12 protein-coding genes and 1 pseudogene are annotated in these 16359 nt (G+C 68.8%); 9 read left to right on the top strand and 4 right to left on the bottom strand.

What is annotated here, in order from left to right:
- Nucleotides 1-124 precede the first annotated feature (124 nt).
- The 3 genes from O3Q52_RS15875 to O3Q52_RS15865 all read right to left on the bottom strand — a co-directional run bounded on the left by O3Q52_RS15875 (nucleotide 125) and on the right by O3Q52_RS15865 (nucleotide 2729).
- Nucleotides 125-730, bottom strand: a complete 606-nt coding sequence (locus O3Q52_RS15875) for a ParA family protein (protein WP_266586900.1) — start codon at nucleotides 728-730, stop codon at nucleotides 125-127.
- 176 nt (nucleotides 731-906) lie between these two features.
- Nucleotides 907-1446 (bottom strand): GNAT family N-acetyltransferase, encoded by a 540-nt coding sequence (locus O3Q52_RS15870; RefSeq protein ID WP_266586902.1) that lies wholly within the window; start codon nucleotides 1444-1446, stop codon nucleotides 907-909.
- A complete protein-coding gene (locus O3Q52_RS15865; RefSeq protein WP_266586904.1) occupies nucleotides 1443-2729 on the bottom strand; it encodes an XRE family transcriptional regulator in 1287 nt (428 codons plus the stop codon). Before O3Q52_RS15865 ends, O3Q52_RS15870 begins: the two co-directional genes overlap by 4 nt.
- A 240-nt stretch (nucleotides 2730-2969) precedes the next feature.
- Here O3Q52_RS15865 and O3Q52_RS15860 point away from each other — a divergent pair, with 240 nt between their 5' ends.
- From O3Q52_RS15860 to O3Q52_RS15820, 9 genes and pseudogenes are all read left to right on the top strand, one after another.
- The gene (locus O3Q52_RS15860) at nucleotides 2970-3416 is read left to right on the top strand and encodes an ATP-binding protein (protein WP_266586906.1); all 447 of its coding nucleotides are present in this window, start codon (nucleotides 2970-2972) and stop codon (nucleotides 3414-3416) included.
- A gap of 229 nt (nucleotides 3417-3645) precedes the next feature.
- Complete coding sequence (locus O3Q52_RS15855) at nucleotides 3646-3834, top strand: hypothetical protein (RefSeq protein ID WP_033531147.1); 189 nt, start codon at nucleotides 3646-3648, stop codon at nucleotides 3832-3834.
- Between the two features lie 93 nt (nucleotides 3835-3927).
- Complete coding sequence (locus tag O3Q52_RS15850; protein WP_030661977.1) at nucleotides 3928-4107, top strand: FxLD family lanthipeptide; 180 nt, start codon at nucleotides 3928-3930, stop codon at nucleotides 4105-4107.
- An 86-nt stretch (nucleotides 4108-4193) separates the two neighbouring features.
- Nucleotides 4194-7280, top strand: a complete 3087-nt coding sequence (locus tag O3Q52_RS15845; RefSeq protein ID WP_269649422.1) for a lantibiotic dehydratase — start codon at nucleotides 4194-4196, stop codon at nucleotides 7278-7280.
- Nucleotides 7277-8545 carry a lanthionine synthetase C family protein gene (locus tag O3Q52_RS15840; RefSeq protein WP_269649421.1) on the top strand — a complete coding sequence of 423 codons (1269 nt, stop codon included), beginning with the start codon at nucleotides 7277-7279 and terminating at the stop codon, nucleotides 8543-8545. Before O3Q52_RS15845 ends, O3Q52_RS15840 begins: the two co-directional genes overlap by 4 nt.
- A 24-nt stretch (nucleotides 8546-8569) precedes the next feature.
- Nucleotides 8570-10656 (top strand): annotated as a pseudogene (fxlM, locus tag O3Q52_RS15835) (methyltransferase, FxLD system).
- Nucleotides 10657-10743: 87 nt separating this feature from the next.
- Entirely contained in the window at nucleotides 10744-11868 is a 1125-nt protein-coding gene (locus O3Q52_RS15830) for a hypothetical protein (protein ID WP_266586915.1), read from the top strand.
- 1211 nt (nucleotides 11869-13079) lie between these two features.
- Nucleotides 13080-13277: an AlpA family transcriptional regulator gene (locus tag O3Q52_RS15825; protein WP_266586917.1), complete on the top strand. Its 198-nt coding sequence runs from the start codon at nucleotides 13080-13082 to the stop codon at nucleotides 13275-13277.
- Entirely contained in the window at nucleotides 13274-14662 is a 1389-nt protein-coding gene (locus O3Q52_RS15820; RefSeq protein ID WP_266586919.1) for an integrase, read from the top strand. The genes O3Q52_RS15825 and O3Q52_RS15820 overlap by 4 nt, the downstream gene beginning before the upstream one ends.
- Nucleotides 14663-14823: 161 nt before the next feature.
- On the opposite strand, the gene O3Q52_RS15815 is transcribed toward O3Q52_RS15820, so the two are convergent.
- A complete protein-coding gene (locus tag O3Q52_RS15815) occupies nucleotides 14824-16347 on the bottom strand; it encodes an aldehyde dehydrogenase family protein (protein WP_269649420.1) in 1524 nt (507 codons plus the stop codon).
- Between the last annotated feature and the right edge of the window lie 12 nt (nucleotides 16348-16359).

Raw genomic sequence — 16359 nt, 5'->3', positions numbered from 1 at the left:
GCCTGTTCGGCGGCGTACTGCTCGGGGGTGAGCTCGGCGGCCGGGGGAGGGTGCGGCGGGGTCGCCTTCTTGGCCCCTGCGAGGGTGCGGCCGGTGCGGCGGGCCGGGGGTTTCATTGGCTCGGTCATGCCGTGAGCTCCTTCATCAGTTCGGCGTACTCGCTCAGTTCGGTGGGGATCTCGCCGAAGGCCTCCATGTAGTGCACCCAGGAGTGGATGACGGTCTCGGCGAGGGGGAACGGCTCGTCGCGGTCCGGGCCGATGCCCTCGCCCTGGGCGGGCTCCAGCAGCTTGTCCTTGGCCGTGCGGGGCAGGCTTGTGCGGTCGTCGGCCTTGACCAGGACTACGTTGGCGGTGACGTCGCGCTCGTTGCGGGCGGCGGCGCGCTCGGCCTCGTCGAAGGTGGCCACGAGCTTGCGGCGCTCGATCTTGGTGGGGGCGACCGGCACGAGCAGCAGGTTCGCCTCGGTGACCGCCTCGTGGAAGATGCGGGCGCTGCCGCCGCCGGCGTCGACCACGATTGCGCCGAACTCGGCGCGCTTGGCCCGGATGTACTCGGCGATGTCATCGAACGGGTACCGCTCGACGATCAGGTTGGCCGGGATCTCGAAGCCGGCGGCCTGGGGAACCTTGAACCAGTCGTAGGCGGACTGGCTGGTGGCGTCGGCGTCCAGGAGCAGTGTGGGCAGGCCGAGGACACGCGCTTCAGCGCCCCGGGCATCCGTTGGCACCGAGACCCACGGGATCACTGCTGTTGCAGGCTCTGACCGCCGGGAACTCGTCGTAACTCACCGGCTTGCACGAACCCCCGAGGCGGCGATCTTGTAGCGCTCGGGGCGGAGGTCCAGCATCTGGAATTCCAGGGGCTCGGTGGAAGTCCGTCAAGCCGCTGGGCCGTGGCTGCTGTTCAGCGGGCTGCGCGGATCATCACGGTGAGGACGGGCGAGGCCACTGACGGCTGGCTCTGCCCGACGTCCTCGTACCCCCACGACTTGTAGAGCGCGTGGACCTTTCCGTCCCCAGCAGCCGGGTTGACCATGAGGGTTACGAAGGGCTCGTCACGTGTGGCGAGGAGGGCGTCGTGGATACGCCGGGCAGTGCCGGTCTTCCGCCAGGCCGGCCGGACGCCGATCTCCTTCAGGGCTACGACCGGACGCTCGGTGTACTTCTCGGCCGGCGTCGGGCTGGTGCGCTGCCAGTACCGGTCGCCGTGCTCGATGGTGTTGCCGTAGGCGTAGCCGACGGGATGTCCGTCCGCGTACGCGAGGACAGCCGCGAACCCCGGCTCGGTGCTGTGCCGGTCCAGGCGTTCGCCGAACGCGGTGACCGCGTAGTTCGGCAGGTGGAGGAGTGGGGCGCGCACTTCGGCGTACACGTCGAGGAGGTCGCCGCGGGCGGTGTCGAGGTTGGTGAAGGTGCGCAGTTCGATGGCGGGCGCCGTGGTCATGCGGCCATCCTCCAGGTGGCGGCGTGCTCGGTCCAGGTCTGCACGCTGGAGCTTCCCGGCGCGGTGGCGCGCAGGGCGGCCCCGAACTCCTGCAGCATGCGCGTGACCCGGGCGTGCTGGGTAGCCGCCTCGGCAGGGACCTTCATCGCGGTGGTCGTGGCGGCGTCGGTGGCGCCCTGTGCGAGCTGGGCGTGCGCGAGCCGGGTCGTGGTGATGGCCCGGGAGCGGATCATGTGGGGCCGGAGGGCGGACAAGCAGCGGTGGGCGTGGTACTCGGCGGTGGAGTAGTCGCCGAGCGCCAAGTGCGCTGACAGTGCCAGGGAGTCCAGTTCAGCCTGGTCGTAGAAGGCGAGCATCCACACCGGCCGGTAGTCGGCGGGGTCGGCGCGCAGCATGGCGTCCTGCGCCTGCTCGAAGGCCCGGCGGGTGCCGGTGCGGTCCTGTGCTGCGCCGTGGATGGCGCCTTGGCGGGCCAGGCCGAGGGAGGCGAAGAGAGGGTCTCGGCGGGTGAGGTGCAGGTTGCGGGCGACGTCGTTGGCGGCGAATGCGTCCGCGGGACGGCCCATGTGCCGGTACATGGTGCCTGCGTGGCTCCAGATGCGGAACTTGATCGCCTGGTCGCCGGACATCTCGGCGAGGGCCTGGGCCTCACGCATGTGCGCCTTGGCGATGTCGTAGCGCCGGCCGTCGATGGCGGCCCACATCGCTGAGGAACGGAACGCCGCTGCGGAGGCGTAGAGGCTGCTGCGTACCCGTTGGCTGGCGCTGCCCGCGTTCTGGAGATTCAGGGCCTCGTCGGCGAGCGCGGCGGCCCGCTGCTCGATGCCGAGTTGGCCGCCGTGGCGGTGGTCGCTGGCGATGATCTCGGCGAAGCGCTTCTGTAGACGGTCGACGTCGCTCATGCCGATGCGGCGCGGGGATGCGGTGCCGGGAGCGGCGGCTGCCGCGGCGGCAGCCGCCGCGATGCCTCCGACGAGGGTACGGCGCTTCATGTCGGGGTCCTCCTGCTGCGGTGGGGCTGGGCTGGACGGAGTCCGGCCCCGTGGCACGAACCCTAGAGCGACGGCGGGCAGGCCGCTGACGTCCTCAAGTGCCTTGCGGGTAGCCGATTTGGGCCATGTGACCCGGCCTGCTTTCCAGTCCCGGACCGATGAACCGTCGAGGCCGCCATGTCTCCCGGTCAGTTCCTCTAAGGCCCTGTTCACAGTGTCAGCAAGGCTGTTGGAGCTGTAGCCGTGTTCGGCCATCCACGCCTCGAGAACGGTGTTGCGCGTGGTGTCCATGTCCGCACGGTAGCCCTCACCTCCCTTGCCCCGCCAGGTAAAGAGAAGGTCAAATCGCCCTAGGTTCTTCAGATGGACGGACGGCTGATCGCCCTAACCACCGTGCGCAGAAGGGGAGTTGTCTTGGTGTCGGTCGCCCGTTACGCCCACCGTGCGGGCGGCTGTTGACGGCCCGGCCCGCCCCTGAGGTCCCCCGCAGGGGTGGGCCGGGCGCCGAGACGACACGAAGGCTCAACCCCAATGACGAGTCTCATTAAGCCAGTTCAGGCCGACCCAACCGGCCACCCCGCCTATAGCCAGACCTTCCCGTGCGAGCCGTCCACGGCCCAGATCGGCCGCAAGCTCGTCCGTGACGTCCTCGGCGTATGGCACCTCGACAACCTGGCCGACGTCACCGCACTGATCATCTCGGAGCTGATCGCGAATGCCGTCAGGCACACCCCGTGCGACTCGATCCGCCTGATTATTGGGCGACCGAGTGCGACACGGGTTCGCGTTGGGGTGGTGGACCGGGCGCCATCACGTTTGCCGGTGCTCGGGCAGGTCGGGGGAGACGACGAGTCAGGCCGCGGCCTGCTCCTGATCGACGGCATCGCCGACCGCTGGGGCTATGACCTGCACGGCCCGGAGGAGCGCCCACGGTGCAAAGAGGTCTGGGCCGAACTCTTCATGAAGGGCGACGAGTGAAGCCGGTCGTGGCGACCTCGCCCGTGCCGGACGTCGCTCGCCTACGACCCCGCCAGCAGATGGCTATGGAGTGTGCACGCTGCGCCTGGTACCTGGGAGCGAGCGGCGAGATCTTGGGCGAAGTACGTCATCGGGGCCTGCTGTTCCAGCTCTGGGTGTGCGGGCCCACCTGCCGGTCGCCCACCCCTGGACCGCGGACGGGAGCCGAGACATGACCCAGCTCCCCGGCATGCAGGAGCACTGGGTCACCGGTGACTGCTGGCTCGGGTGCGAGCGCACCGGAGTGCCCGTGATCTGGCTCGGCCCACTGCAGTGGGACGGGCAGCACGCCCCAGTCCACGCCTGCAAGCCGTGCCTCGACCGGCTCAAGGCTCAGGCGCTTGCCTACTTCATGCAGCGGCGACCGGCTGCCGTCTGACCAGACTCCCGCCTCCGGCCGTGCGGACTGTGCCGTACGGCCGGAGGCGGGCACCACCGCACAACAACATCCCAACCACTCAAAGGAGTTGGCATGACACGCAGCACCGTAGTACCGAGCAGCACTCATGTGAGCCAGCAGACGCCGAGGACGTCGGACGGTTTCGACCTGGACGTGTCCCTCGTCGAGGTCGCCGACCCCGCAGGTCTGGTCAACCTGACCGACGACAACTGCGGAACCACCTGTGGCGCCTGCACCACCAACGTCGCCTGACCCGAGGCTTCACGTCGCTCCGGGCTGGTGCCGCCGCGCCCTGTGGCGTGGCGGCACCAGCCGCCTGTCTCTCACCTACGGAGGTAGTGGTGGCTGCTCCGCGCCCAGCGTTCCGAACCGGCACGACCGCTCTCGTACGAGCCGTTGCCCAGCCGACACTGCCGTGTCCTCCGCTTCCGGACCTCGACGATGACTCTGCCAACGGGTCCGCCACCTGTGCCGCCTGGCTGCGCGAGGTCTGGGCGAACGCCGACCTTGCCGAAGCCCTGGAACACGCCAGCCCGGTCCTGGCCGCACAGGTACGGACCGTGTGCACGGCCGATGAGCCGTTAACGCGAGACGTCCGGCGTGCGGCACTGTCCGTGGCCCGCTACCTGCTGCGCTCCCAGCACCGGGCGACGCCGTTCGGGCTCTTCGCCGGTGTGACCGTCGCAGAATTCGGTCCGCAGGCGGGCGCACGCTGGGGTGCGGAGCGCGTAGCCATCGGCCATGCGGGCGCAGAGTGGTTGGCCGCCGTGGTCGAGAGGCTGGAGTCCTGCCCCGACCTCCTCGAACGGCTGCCGGTGGTCGTCAACAACACCGTGACGAGCCGCGGGGACCGGCTCATCGTGCCGTTTCAATCCGACGCCCAGGACGATCGGACTCGCGCGGTTGAGGCGTCCCTGGCCCTCATCGAGCCCGTACGCGCGGTCCTCGCCGCAACGCGAGCGCCGGTCCGGGTCGGTGTGCTCGCGCACAAGCTCCAGGCGGAGTTCCCCGAGGCCGGACCGGAGAAGGTGCGCCGACTGCTGGTAGAGCTGATCCAGCGGCATGTCCTGATCACGAGCTTGCGCACACCCAGCACCGAGACCGACGCCCTCGGGTATCTACTCGACCGACTCGACGCGATCGACACCGACAGCCTCCCCTCGGTCGCGGAAATGCTGCGCGAGCTACGGGCGATCCGGACCGGCCTCAAAGAGTGCACTTCGCGGGGCGGGCGGGACAGCGTCGCAGCGCGGATGAAGGCCCTCGTGCCAGGTCTGCGCCGCCACCCTGTCGCGCTCGACCTGCGCCTGGACGCGCAGCTCGTGCTGCCGGACGCGGTCGCCCGCGAGATCGAGCGCGCCGCCCTGATCCTGACCCGAGTCAGCGCCCGCCCGTACGGCACCGCGGCGTGGGGCGCGTACCACCAGCGGTTCTACGAGCGGTACGGCATCGGCACGATGGTGCCGCTCCAGGAAGTCGTCGCGGACAGCGGCACTGGTTACCCCGAGGGCTACCCGAGCATCCCGCCCGGCGCCAGTCGGCCTCGCGTCTCCGCTCGGGATGACGCCCTTATACGGCTGGCGCAGGCCGCCGCGCTCGACGGCCGCGACGAGGTGGTCCTCACCGACGAGTTGATCGACGCCCTGGACGTAGGGCCCGACGAACCCCGGGTGCCGCCACACTTGGAGGTGGGGGTGCGCGTCCACGCGGCAAGCGTTGGCGAGCTGCAGCGCGGGCAGTTCCGGCTGGAGGTCGTGAGCGTGTCTCGCGGCGCCGGCGTCTCCACAGGCCGGTTCCTCAGCGTCCTGGGCACCGCCGACCGTGAGGCCCTGGCCGCCGAACTGGCTGACCTTCCGACCGCTGACAGGAACACCGTGCCCGCGCACCTGTCCTTTCCGCCGCTCCTGCCCGAGAGCGCCCACATCACACGCGCCCCGCGAGTCCTGCCCACCGTGATCAGCCTCCACGAACACCGAGCCCCCGCCGACCATGTCCTCACACCTGCGGACCTGGCGGTGGGGTGCGACGGCCGCCGCATGTACCTGGCCGCCCCCGAGCGCGGGCGGCGCATCGAGGCCGTCGGGATGCACGCGCTTAACCTCCACACGCACACTCCGCCGCTGGTGCGATTCCTCACCGAGTTGTCGCGTGCTCAATGCGCGCAGGTCACCGTCTTCGACTGGGGCGCTGCGGCGGCGATGCCGTTCCTACCGCGCCTGCGGTGCGGACGCACGGTGCTTGCCCCGGCCCGCTGGCGGCTGGAGGCGACCGAGCAGCCTGGTCGCACACGCCCTCGGGCCGAATGGGACTCCGCCCTCACCGACTGGCGGGCTAGGCGGCGGCTACCTCGGCGGGTCTACCTCGTGGAGGACGACCGGCGTCTCTTCCTCGACCTCGACGAGGCCGGCCACCGGACGCTGCTGCGCCAGCACCTCGACCGAGTGGGCCTGGCCGTGCTCGTCGAGGCGCCGAAATCGGGGGCGTTCGGCTGGTGCGACGGTCGCGCCCACGAGATAGTGGTGCCGCTCAAGGCCATCCGGCCGCCGGCGTGGCCGGCGCTTCCCGCCCCCACCCCGGCTCGCATCCTCTCCCCAGCCCAGATGCAGACCCCGGCCGCTTCGTCGGTGTTGCTGGCCACCTTGTATGGAGACGCTCGCCGCCAGGACACTCTGCTCTCCTGCCACTTGCCCGATCTGCTCGAACGGCTCGGTGGCCCGCCGTGGTGGTTCATCCGCTTCCGCGACCCCGAGCAGCACTTGCGTCTGCGCATCGCGCTACCCACGCCGGAGGCGTTCGCCGAGACGACTCGAACCGTGAGCGGGTGGGCCGACGAGCTGCGCGGCGCCGGTCTGCTGGCGGACTTGCGGTACCCCACCTCCTATCGGGAGATGGGCCGTTGGGGGTCTGGCCCTGCATGGGACGCGGCCGGGGAAGTGTTCCGGGCGGACTCGCGCGCCATCCTGGCCCAGCTCGCGCAGCCGCGGCGCCCACACGAGCGCACGCTGGTGGCCGCACACACTGTCTCTATCGCCTCCGCGTTCCTCGGCAGTACTCAAGCCGGGATGCGCTGGCTGATCGACCACATCCCGCCTACAGCGCCCGTGCCCGTACCGCGCCCGCAGTTCACCGATGCCGTACGCTTCGCTGACCCTGGCGACGCCTGGGCGGCATTGCGCGGCGCCCCCGGAGGAGCGGCGATCGTGTCGGGGTGCGCCGATCGCGACGCGGCGCTCGCCGCGTACCGGCGGCACCTGCCAGGTCCCCACACGCAGGGGATCGCCCTCGATGACGTCCTGACCTCGCTGCTGCACGTTCATTTTGTACGGCACATCGCGGTGAACTTCCCCGAAGAAGAGGTCTGCCTCTACCTCGCTCGCGCTGCCGCCCTGGCCTGGACCGCCCGCACCACTGGGAGGACACGATGACCGCGCAGGCCGGGCTGGACCTGGCCGACGCCGTCGCCGAGCAGCTCGCCGACCCCCACACGGCGTACCTTGGGCCAGCGGTCTCTCGTCGGCAGCACCTTGCCTATGGCTTGCCCGGCATCGCGCTCCTGCACATCGAGCGGGCTGCGGCCGGTCTGGGGCCGTGGCAGCGCGCCCACGACTGGCTCGCCGCCGCCTCCAGTGAACCGCTCACTAGCGGCCCCGACAGCCACCCCTTCTACGGGGCGCCCGCCTTCGCGCACGCTCTGGCCTGCGCCGCCGATCACCTGCCCGGCGCCTACCGGCGCGCGCTTGACACTCTCGATCGACAAATGGCTGACGACGTGAGCCGCCGCGTCGACGCCGCACACCGGCGAATCGACGCCGGACTCCTCCCAGCGCTCGCGGAGTTCGACACCATTCGCGGCCTGAGCGGATACGGCTCCTACCTCCTGCGCCGCAATCCTGGCAGCGCCGCCCTGCGCGCCGTACTCGACTACTGCGTACGCCTCACCCAACCGATCACACACGACGGCGAGAACTTGCCCGGTTGGTGGACGGACACAGGGCCCTCGGGCCACCGGGACGACCGTTTTCGAGGCGGACACGCCAACAACGGCATGGCGCACGGTATCGGCGGCGTGCTCACGCTCCTGGCGCTCGCCGCCAGGCAGGGCAGCTTCGTCGACGGCCACGAGGACGCACTGGACCGGATCCTGGTGTGGCTGGACCGATGCCGAGAGGACACCGGCCGAGGCCCGGCGTGGCCGTACTGGTTCACCCGAGACGAGCTGCGTACCGGCCGCCTCACCCCGTCCACGGCGCGGCGGCCGTCATGGTGCTACGGCACCCCTGGCCTCGCCCGCGCCCAGCAACTCGCCGCGCTCGCCCGCGGTGACGACGGCCGCCGGCTGGACGCCGAGAACGCGCTCGTGGCCGCACTCACCGACCCCGTTCAGCTCAAGGCCACGACGGACAACGCCCTGTGCCACGGTTTCGCCGGCCTCGCCCACGTCGCCGCCCGCGCGGCCGACGACGCCCACCCCTCGACCGCCGGACAGCTCCGCGCCACGATCCCGGCACTCCTAGCCGCAGTCCAACCGCCGGGCACCGACCCCGCACACGCCGCCACGACGCTCATGCAGGACGAGGAGCGCGGACCCGGTCTCCTCGACGGCGCAGCCGGTATCGCACTGGCCCTCCTCGCGCCCAGCACTGCCGAACCGCCCCGATCCACCTGGGACGCCTGCCTGCTCATCGCATGACCCCATCGACCGAAGGACACCCGCATGCCCCCGGACCGCTCCGACCGCTGGCAGCAACACAACATCACCTTCGGCGACCGCGAGAGCGCCCAGCGCGCCATCGTCGAACGCATCGCCCCTGTCCTCTTCGCCGCTGAAAGGGACGGGCAGCTCACCGGCTGGTGGTTCATGAACAAGCAGCCCCGCTGCGGTACCGCGCGGACGAGCCTTCACCCGCCGTCGAAGCGCTGCTGAGCGACCTCGTCCAGGACGGCACGGCCGTGTCATGGCTGCCCTACCTCTACGAACCCGAGACCCACGCCTTCGGCGGGACCCAGGCCATGGGCGTCGCCCACGACCTGTTCCACAAGGACAGCCGCCACCTGCTCACCTATCAACCAGGCTCGGAGCAGTTGGGACGCCGGGAAACCGCCGTGCTGCTGGCAAGCGTCATGATGCGGGCGGCCGGCCTGGACTGGTTCGAGCAGGGCGACGTATGGGTAAGGGTCGCCGCCCTCCGACCGACCAGCGGCCTTCTGCCCTCTGCGCGAGCCGCCGAACTGGCGCCCGCGATGCGGAAGCTGATGACGGTCGACGCCCAGAGCCTGTGCCGCCCGAACGGCCCGCTCGCCGAGCACAACGAGTGGGTCGCCTCGTTCGAGTGGGCGGGCACCGCGCTCGCCGACCTCGCAGGCCGCGGCGCCCTCACCCGCGGTCTGCGAGCCGTCATTGCCCACCACCTGATCTTTCACGCCAACCGCGCCGGTCTCCTCCGGGTCGACCAAAGCGCCATGTCCAACATCGCACGAGAGGTAATCATGGGAACGAGTGACAACACCGCGTCGACCGACGAGGCAACGTCCGAGGCGGCTAGCGTCAGGGCGGTGAATACCGACACGATCGCCACCCCCACGGCTGACGCCGAACGCCTCCGCAACGCCCTGGTCGACCAGCTTCGCGCGGACGGGCACGCCCGCACGACCGCAGTCGAGAAGGCGCTGCGGACTGTGCCCCGTCACGTGTTCGTGCCGGAGGCGTCGCTTGAAGACGCCTACGCCAACGCACCAGTGCACATCAAGTACGACACCGACGGTACATCGATCTCGTGCGCTTCCCAGCCGGGCGTCGTCGCCCTCATGCTGGACCAACTCGACGCCCAGCCCGGCGAGCGCATCCTCGAACTCGGCGCCGGCACCGGCTACAACGCCGCTCTCCTCGCCCACCTGGTCGGGGAGAGCGGGCACGTGACCACCCTCGATGTCGACGACGACCTTGTGGAGGGCGCTCGCGCACACCTGGCCGACGCCGGTCTCACCAACGTCGATGCCGTGACCCGCGACGGGGCCCTCGGCTACGCCGAAGGAGCACCGTACGACCGGATCATGGCCACCGTGGGCGCTCACGGCGTACCGCACGCCTGGATGCAACAACTCGCCCCCGGCGGCCGGCTCCTCGTCCCCCAGCGCCTGAAGGGCACCGTCTCCCGGTCCATCGCCTACGAGCGGCGCGACGGTCGATGGGTGTCTCTCGGTAGCGAGATGAACACCTTCATGCCGCTCCGGCGGGGCATTGCCGACGACGACCGCCGCGTCATCCCGCTCAGCACAGACGGCACCGTCCGGCTTCAGGCCCCCGCTGGGCAGAACATCGACGCCGATGCCCTCGCCGGAGTCCTGGACCAGCCGCGCACCGAGGAGTGGACTGGCATGATGGTCCGCGCCATGGAATCGCCGGAGTGGATGGAACTTTTCGTCACCTGTTCCCTTCCCTCCGGCCTCATCCGGATGTTGTTCCCCCAGAACGCCAAGGGCACTCTGCTCACGGAGGACCCCTACCCCTCGTCGACCGCGGCCGTCGACAAGGGCGCCGTCACCTACCTGGCGCGACGCGTGTCGGAGAAGAAGACCCCCGAGGGCGACAAGCTCTGGGAGTTCGGCGTCATCGGCCACGGTCCCGGCAGCGACGAGCTCGCCGCGAAGGTCGCCGACGCCATCCGCACGTGGGATCGCGAATACCGCGGTCGCGAGGCCACGTTCGAGATCCATCCCCTCGACGCCCCCGCCATCGAGCAGCGCCCCGGACTCTTCGCTCTCGACACCCCGCTGAACCGCATCGTCGTCGACTGGCGGTGACGCCCCTTGCGTAGCGGACGGTGCCCGCCGGTGTACGGCTGGCGGGCACCGTCGCCCCAGCACTTCTCACTCACGCCCGGGGAACTCATGGACCCGCACGGACCCATAGCCCAGCGCTTTCCGCTCGTCGCCCGATTCCGGCCCGCCTGTCTTCCCCTGCCCGAACGCGTGGGCGGCCTTGTCGACCTCGCCGAGACGGTGGTGGAGAAGGGCGACCAAGGGCTCGCATCCGCCGTCTACAACCAGGCCGCGCTCATCGCCTCCGATCTCGGCCTGCCCGATCTCGCCCGCGAGATGTGTCACCAGCACGCCGCCGCCTACCTCGACGCGTGCCCCCTGCCCGGCATGAGCGCAATCCGGGGACTGGAACCGGTCGTCAACCTCGCCCGCCTCCAGATCCGCGCCGGCCACACCGACGAGGGACGCCAACACCTACTCGACCTGTACAAGGCCGTCGAGGCAGGCACAGCTGCCCGGTTCGAGGGCGTCGCCGTACCGGCGGACCTCACTGCGACCGACGAGGACCGCCACGAGGTCCGCGCGTGGCTGTGGCGCGTGCTCCTCGCTGATGGGACCCGCACGCTTACCGCCAAGGGACGTTGGGCGGAGGCTCTGAGACACCTCGAGACTCACTGCGGCGTAGGCAAACGGATGCTCGACGGACGCCAAGTTGCCATACTTACTGCCCTCGTTGCAGGTGACACGGCACGGGCAGCTGTTCTCCTTGCTGAAACGATGCCCGGCGATCCGTGGGAGCAGGCCATCACGGCAGGCTTGACCGCCCTGTGCCGCCGCGGCGCCGAGCTGCCGGTCGAAGACCAACTGGCGGCGCTGGCGACCACCTATCTGGAGTGGCCGGCCGAACCTGGGATGACCGTCTTCGACACTCGGCTTGGCCTTACCGTCCTCGACGCGATCGGTTCCGCCGAGGCTCCTACAGCCCACCGCGTCGTCGAGGACCTCCACCGCAGGACGGCCGCCGCCGAAGACGGCTACGCGGCCCGCGAGAACCTGGCGCACCCTCTGTTCACCTCGATCGCCACGGACAGGCAAACCCAGGACTGCCGCGCTCTCGTGCATGCCTGCGCCCTCGGGACAGGGACCATCCCGGACGAACTGCAAGAACAGCTGACGTCGGCTCTAAGCGCCAGCGACATCGTGATCCGGGACAGCCTTGCGCGCCCCTCCAATTCCGGGCGTACAACCCGGTGATCTGCATGAGTGATCAGCCAGGCACCCTCTTCCCTCAGGCAGTCGTGCGCGACCGGGATGTGTGCCCACCTCGGTCAGCTGATCACTGCAGTGCAGCAACGGCACTGGACCATCGGCGTCGCACGCATCGGTGACCGTCCGAGAAGTCGGCCGGATCCACGGCGGGGATCATCAAGGGGCGAGTGGGGCTGTGTGACGAGGCTCCGGCATTCGCCTACGGCAGACGAGAAAATGGCCCACGGGACTGGAACCCCGTCCGCGATCATGTCAACGTACAACGACCCGGAAACACCAGGTCAGCCGTAGGGAGCGGCATTGAACGTCGGCCTGCAAAAGGGGCTGGCCGCTATGGCAGTACGCATCCCGCGCTGCTCGGTCTCACGACCGCGTCCCGCTCCGAGGAGGCCCACCTGTCGAGTCACACCTTCCAATTCGCCCTCATCACGCGCCCTGTCCCGCTCGACGCCGCGAACGCCTGGACTGGTCCGGAGGCGGAGGCTTTGGCGCCATTTCCAAGGCGCTGCCTCTCTGTGTCTGCACGCCAGGATCTTTTGGCGAGGATCTGCTGTAACGCGGACCCCGTCGTGGCCGAGAGGCCCTTACGTACATCGCTGCGCACCGCAGCTCCGCAACGCGCCACGGCGCCTCGGTTGTTGGCGCTGTGAGGTCGTAGGCCGTGACCTCGATCGGTTCACCGGAGGCAGGCTGCCCGTGCTCGTCATGGATGGCGCACCTTCGCCCTCCGCTCGTACCGCCTGGCCTCGTGACCGAGGCGGAAAGGGCGCGATGAGCAGACCTTCGTAGTGCAGGGCGATACATAGCAGAAGATCCCCGGTTACCGAAACCGGGGATCTTCCAGAGCATTGGTGGTGTTCGCATTCGGCTGTGCTTGGCGGTGGAGCCGTGGCGGACGCAGTTGGCAGAGTCGTACGCATCCGAGAGGAGATATTGAGTGGCTGTTGCCAGCTGCTGCTACATCAATGACCAAGCTTTCATGCCCACGGCCACTGTTGCTCGCTACGCAAGGTCTCCTTCCGGACCGCTCGCTTGTGCGCCGAAAGAAAATCATCCGTTGTATCGATGTGTGATACCTGGCTGTGTCTCGTCGTCTGATCCGGGACGGCGGCCGTGCAGAAATGGGATCTCTGCTGCATACGATGCATGCCTGGCTTTCCGGCATGAAGCCTTTCTTAATGTGAAGGTGATATTGCATGGCTCGTCCTCCGGCGCTGAAGCTCACCGAGGTTCTCGCGGAGATTCGTATGAGTCCGTCGGCGTTCTACCGAATGCGCGCTCGCGGGCAGGCGCCCCGCATGATCAAGTTGCCCAATGGTGAACTCCGGTGTCGTCGTGCTGACCTGGATGCCTGGTGGGACATGTGCGAGAGAGATACTGATAATTGGCGATGAGTTACAATGTCCGTTTCTGGGACATACGGGAGCGCCCCGATCGGCGCAAGCCGTTTATGGTCCGGTGGACGGTCAACGGGCGCGAAAAATCAGAGTCATTCATGACCGTCGGGCTCGCCGACAGCAGGCGGTCAAAGCTGATGACCGCGGCGCGCGATGGTGAGCCCTTCGATGAGCGCACAGGGCTGCCAGCGTCCGAGCTGCGAGCTATCAAGCAGCGGACGACATGGTATGACCTTGCGCACGAATACCTCGACCAGCGTTGGGACCGCACGCCGGGAAACACCCGCCGCACACTGGCCGACGCATTCGCCACCATCACGCCTGCCCTTGTGCGTTCTGGCGTGACCTATCCGGAGCCGCGGGTGCTGCGGCGAGCGTTGTACTCCTGGGCGTTCAACAAGAAGGCGTGGGAGAAAGAGCCAGTTGAGGACTGGCGGCAGGCGCTGGACTGGATGAAGCGGAACTCCCTGCCTGTCAGCGCTCTCGCGGAAGCCGATGTGCTGCGACGGGCACTGGACGCCCTGTGCCTCAAGCTGGACGGCAAAGAGGCTGCGGCCAAGACGGCACGGCGCAAGCGGGCTGCGTTCAACGAAGTCCTCAACATCGCTGTGGAGAAAGGTTACTTCACGGAGAATCCCCTCAACGGGCTCAGGTGGCACGCTCCAGCGGTCAACGAGGAAGTGGACCCGGCTGCCGTTCCTAATCCCGCCCAGATTGCCCGGCTGCTCACGGCGGTTGCCCAACAGCGCGGGCGCGGCCCTCACCTGGAGGCCTTCTTCGGCTGCATGTACTACGCGGCGATGCGGCCTGCGGAGGTCATCCATCTCCGGCTCGAACAGTGCCATCTGCCCGAGACCGGCTGGGGGATGCTCAACCTGTCGGGTGGCGTCGTCACATCAGGCAAAGAGTGGACGGACGGCGGTTCGGTGCACGAGGTGCACTCCCTCAAGCGCCGCGCGGCTACCGCGACCCGGCCTGTGCCCATCCCGCCGCAGTTCGTACGCATGCTCCGCGGACACATCGAACGCTTCGGTGTGGCGCCGGACGGCCGACTGTTCCGGAACCAGGCCGGCAACTACGTGGACGCAGCTGCGTACGGCACAACGTGGGCGCGGGCACGGAAGTACGTCCTGACCCGTACAGAACTCGCCTCCAAGCTGGCAAAGCGGCCCTACGATCTCCGGCACGCCGGGATCTCGTTCTGGCTGTACTCCGGTGTGGACCCCGCCGAGTGCGCTCGTCGCGCGGGCCAAAGCATTGAGGTCCTCTTCCGCCACTACGCCAAATTCCTGGACGGCGTCCGAGAACAGGCCAACCGCCTCATCGAGCAGTCCATGCAGGAGTGGGACCGCGTCAGCCAGGGCGCGGAGTCTGAAGGGTGAGTCGGGATTTGGTCCGTGACTGGTCCGGAAGCACTGGTCAGGAGCGGGACAGCAGTGGGAGGAACTGGGAGTTATGGCGTAAGTCGGTCCTTGCCCCGGACGGGTCGAGAGGAAGGCGCCTGACGGGCAAAAGCCCAGGTCAGGCGCCTTTTTTCGTGCCTCTAGAAGAAGCCCAGTTTCTTCGGCGAATACGACACCAGAAGGTTCTTCGTCTGCTGGTAGTGCTCCAGCATCATCTTGTGGTTCTCGCGGCCGATGCCGGACTGCTTGTAGCCGCCGAACGCCGCGTGCGCCGGGTACGCGTGGTAGCAGTTGGTCCACACCCGGCCCGCCTGGATCGAACGGCCCGCGCGGTACGCCGTGTTGATGTCCCGCGTCCACACGCCGGCCCCGAGTCCGTACAGCGTGTCGTTGGCGATCTTGATGGCGTCGTCGAAGTCCGCGAACGACGTGACCGACACGACCGGCCCGAAGATCTCCTCCTGGAAGATCCGCATCCTGTTGTCGCCCTGGAAGATCGTCGGCTGGACGTAGTAGCCCCCCGCCAACTCACCGTCGTACTCGATACGGTGACCGCCCGTCAGGACCTTGGCACCCTCCTGCTGGCCGATGTCCAGGTAGGAAAGGATCTTCTCCAGCTGGTCGTTGGAGGCCTGGGCGCCGATCATCGTCTCGGTGTCGAGCGGATGACCGGGCTTGATCAGCTCGGTACGCGCGACCGCCGCGTCGAGGAACTCGCTGTAGTGGCCCTGCTGGATGAGCGCCCGGGACGGGCAGGTGCACACCTCGCCCTGGTTCAGCGCGAACATCGTGAAGCCTTCGAGCGCCTTGTCCCGGAAGTCGTCGTCCCGAGCCCACACGTCGTCGAAGAAGATGTTCGGCGACTTGCCGCCGAGTTCGAGCGTGACCGGCTTGATGTTCTCGGAGGCGTACTGCATGATCAGCCGCCCAGTTGTGGTCTCGCCGGTGAAGGCGACCTTCGCCACCCGCGGACTGGACGCGAGGGGCTTGCCCGCCTCGACCCCGAAGCCGTTGACGATGTTCACCACGCCCGGCGGCAGCAGATCCGAGACCAGGCTCATCCAGTAGTGGATCGATGCCGGGGTCTGTTCGGCGGGCTTGATGACGACCGCGTTGCCCGCGGCGAGCGCCGGGGCCAGCTTCCACACCGCCATCAGGATCGGGAAGTTCCACGGGATGATCTGCGCCACGACGCCCAGCGGCTCGTGGAAGTGGTACGCCACGGTGTCGTCGTCGACCTCGCCGAGCGAGCCCTCCTGGGCGCGGATCGCCCCCGCGAAGTAGCGGAAGTGGTCGATGGCGAGCGGGATGTCGGCGGCCAGCGTCTCGCGGATCGGCTTGCCGTTCTCCCAGCTCTCCGCGACCGCGAGCTTCTCCAGGTTCGCCTCCATCCGGTCGGCGACCTTGAGGAGTATGTCGGCGCGTGCGGTCACCGACGTACGGCCCCAGGCGGGCGCGGCCGCGTGCGCCGCGTCGAGCGCGCGGTCCACGTCCTCCGCCGTACCCCGCGCGATCTCCGTGAACGGCTGCCCGTTCACCGGACTCGGGTTCTCGAAGTACTGCCCGCGGGCCGGCGGTACGTACTCCCCGCCGATGAAGTGGTCGTACCGCGACTGGTAGGAGACGATCGCGCCCTCGGTGCCGGGCGCCGCGTAACGGGTCATGTGCTCTGCCTC

The organism is Streptomyces sp. ActVer, from assembly GCF_027270795.1.
Classification (GTDB): domain Bacteria; phylum Actinomycetota; class Actinomycetes; order Streptomycetales; family Streptomycetaceae; genus Streptomyces; species Streptomyces umbrinus_A.
Note: the sequence above shows the minus strand (reverse complement) of the source record. Positions and strands in the feature narration are given on the sequence as shown.

What these genes read in the sequence shown, in the direction of transcription:
- O3Q52_RS15870 (WP_266586902.1), bottom strand. Translation starts at nt 1,446, where the DNA reads ATGACCACGGCGCCCGCCATCGAACTGCGCACCTTCACCAACCTCGAC.
- O3Q52_RS15865 (WP_266586904.1), bottom strand. Translation starts at nt 2,729, where the DNA reads ATGGACACCACGCGCAACACCGTTCTCGAGGCGTGGATGGCCGAACAC.
- O3Q52_RS15860 (WP_266586906.1), top strand. Translation starts at nt 2,970, where the DNA reads ATGACGAGTCTCATTAAGCCAGTTCAGGCCGACCCAACCGGCCACCCC.
- O3Q52_RS15855 (WP_033531147.1), top strand. Translation starts at nt 3,646, where the DNA reads ATGCAGGAGCACTGGGTCACCGGTGACTGCTGGCTCGGGTGCGAGCGC.
- O3Q52_RS15850 (WP_030661977.1), top strand. Translation starts at nt 3,928, where the DNA reads ATGACACGCAGCACCGTAGTACCGAGCAGCACTCATGTGAGCCAGCAG.
- O3Q52_RS15840 (WP_269649421.1), top strand. Translation starts at nt 7,277, where the DNA reads ATGACCGCGCAGGCCGGGCTGGACCTGGCCGACGCCGTCGCCGAGCAG.
- O3Q52_RS15830 (WP_266586915.1), top strand. Translation starts at nt 10,744, where the DNA reads ATGGACCCGCACGGACCCATAGCCCAGCGCTTTCCGCTCGTCGCCCGA.
- O3Q52_RS15825 (WP_266586917.1), top strand. Translation starts at nt 13,080, where the DNA reads ATGGCTCGTCCTCCGGCGCTGAAGCTCACCGAGGTTCTCGCGGAGATT.
- O3Q52_RS15820 (WP_266586919.1), top strand. Translation starts at nt 13,274, where the DNA reads ATGAGTTACAATGTCCGTTTCTGGGACATACGGGAGCGCCCCGATCGG.
- O3Q52_RS15815 (WP_269649420.1), bottom strand. Translation starts at nt 16,347, where the DNA reads ATGACCCGTTACGCGGCGCCCGGCACCGAGGGCGCGATCGTCTCCTAC.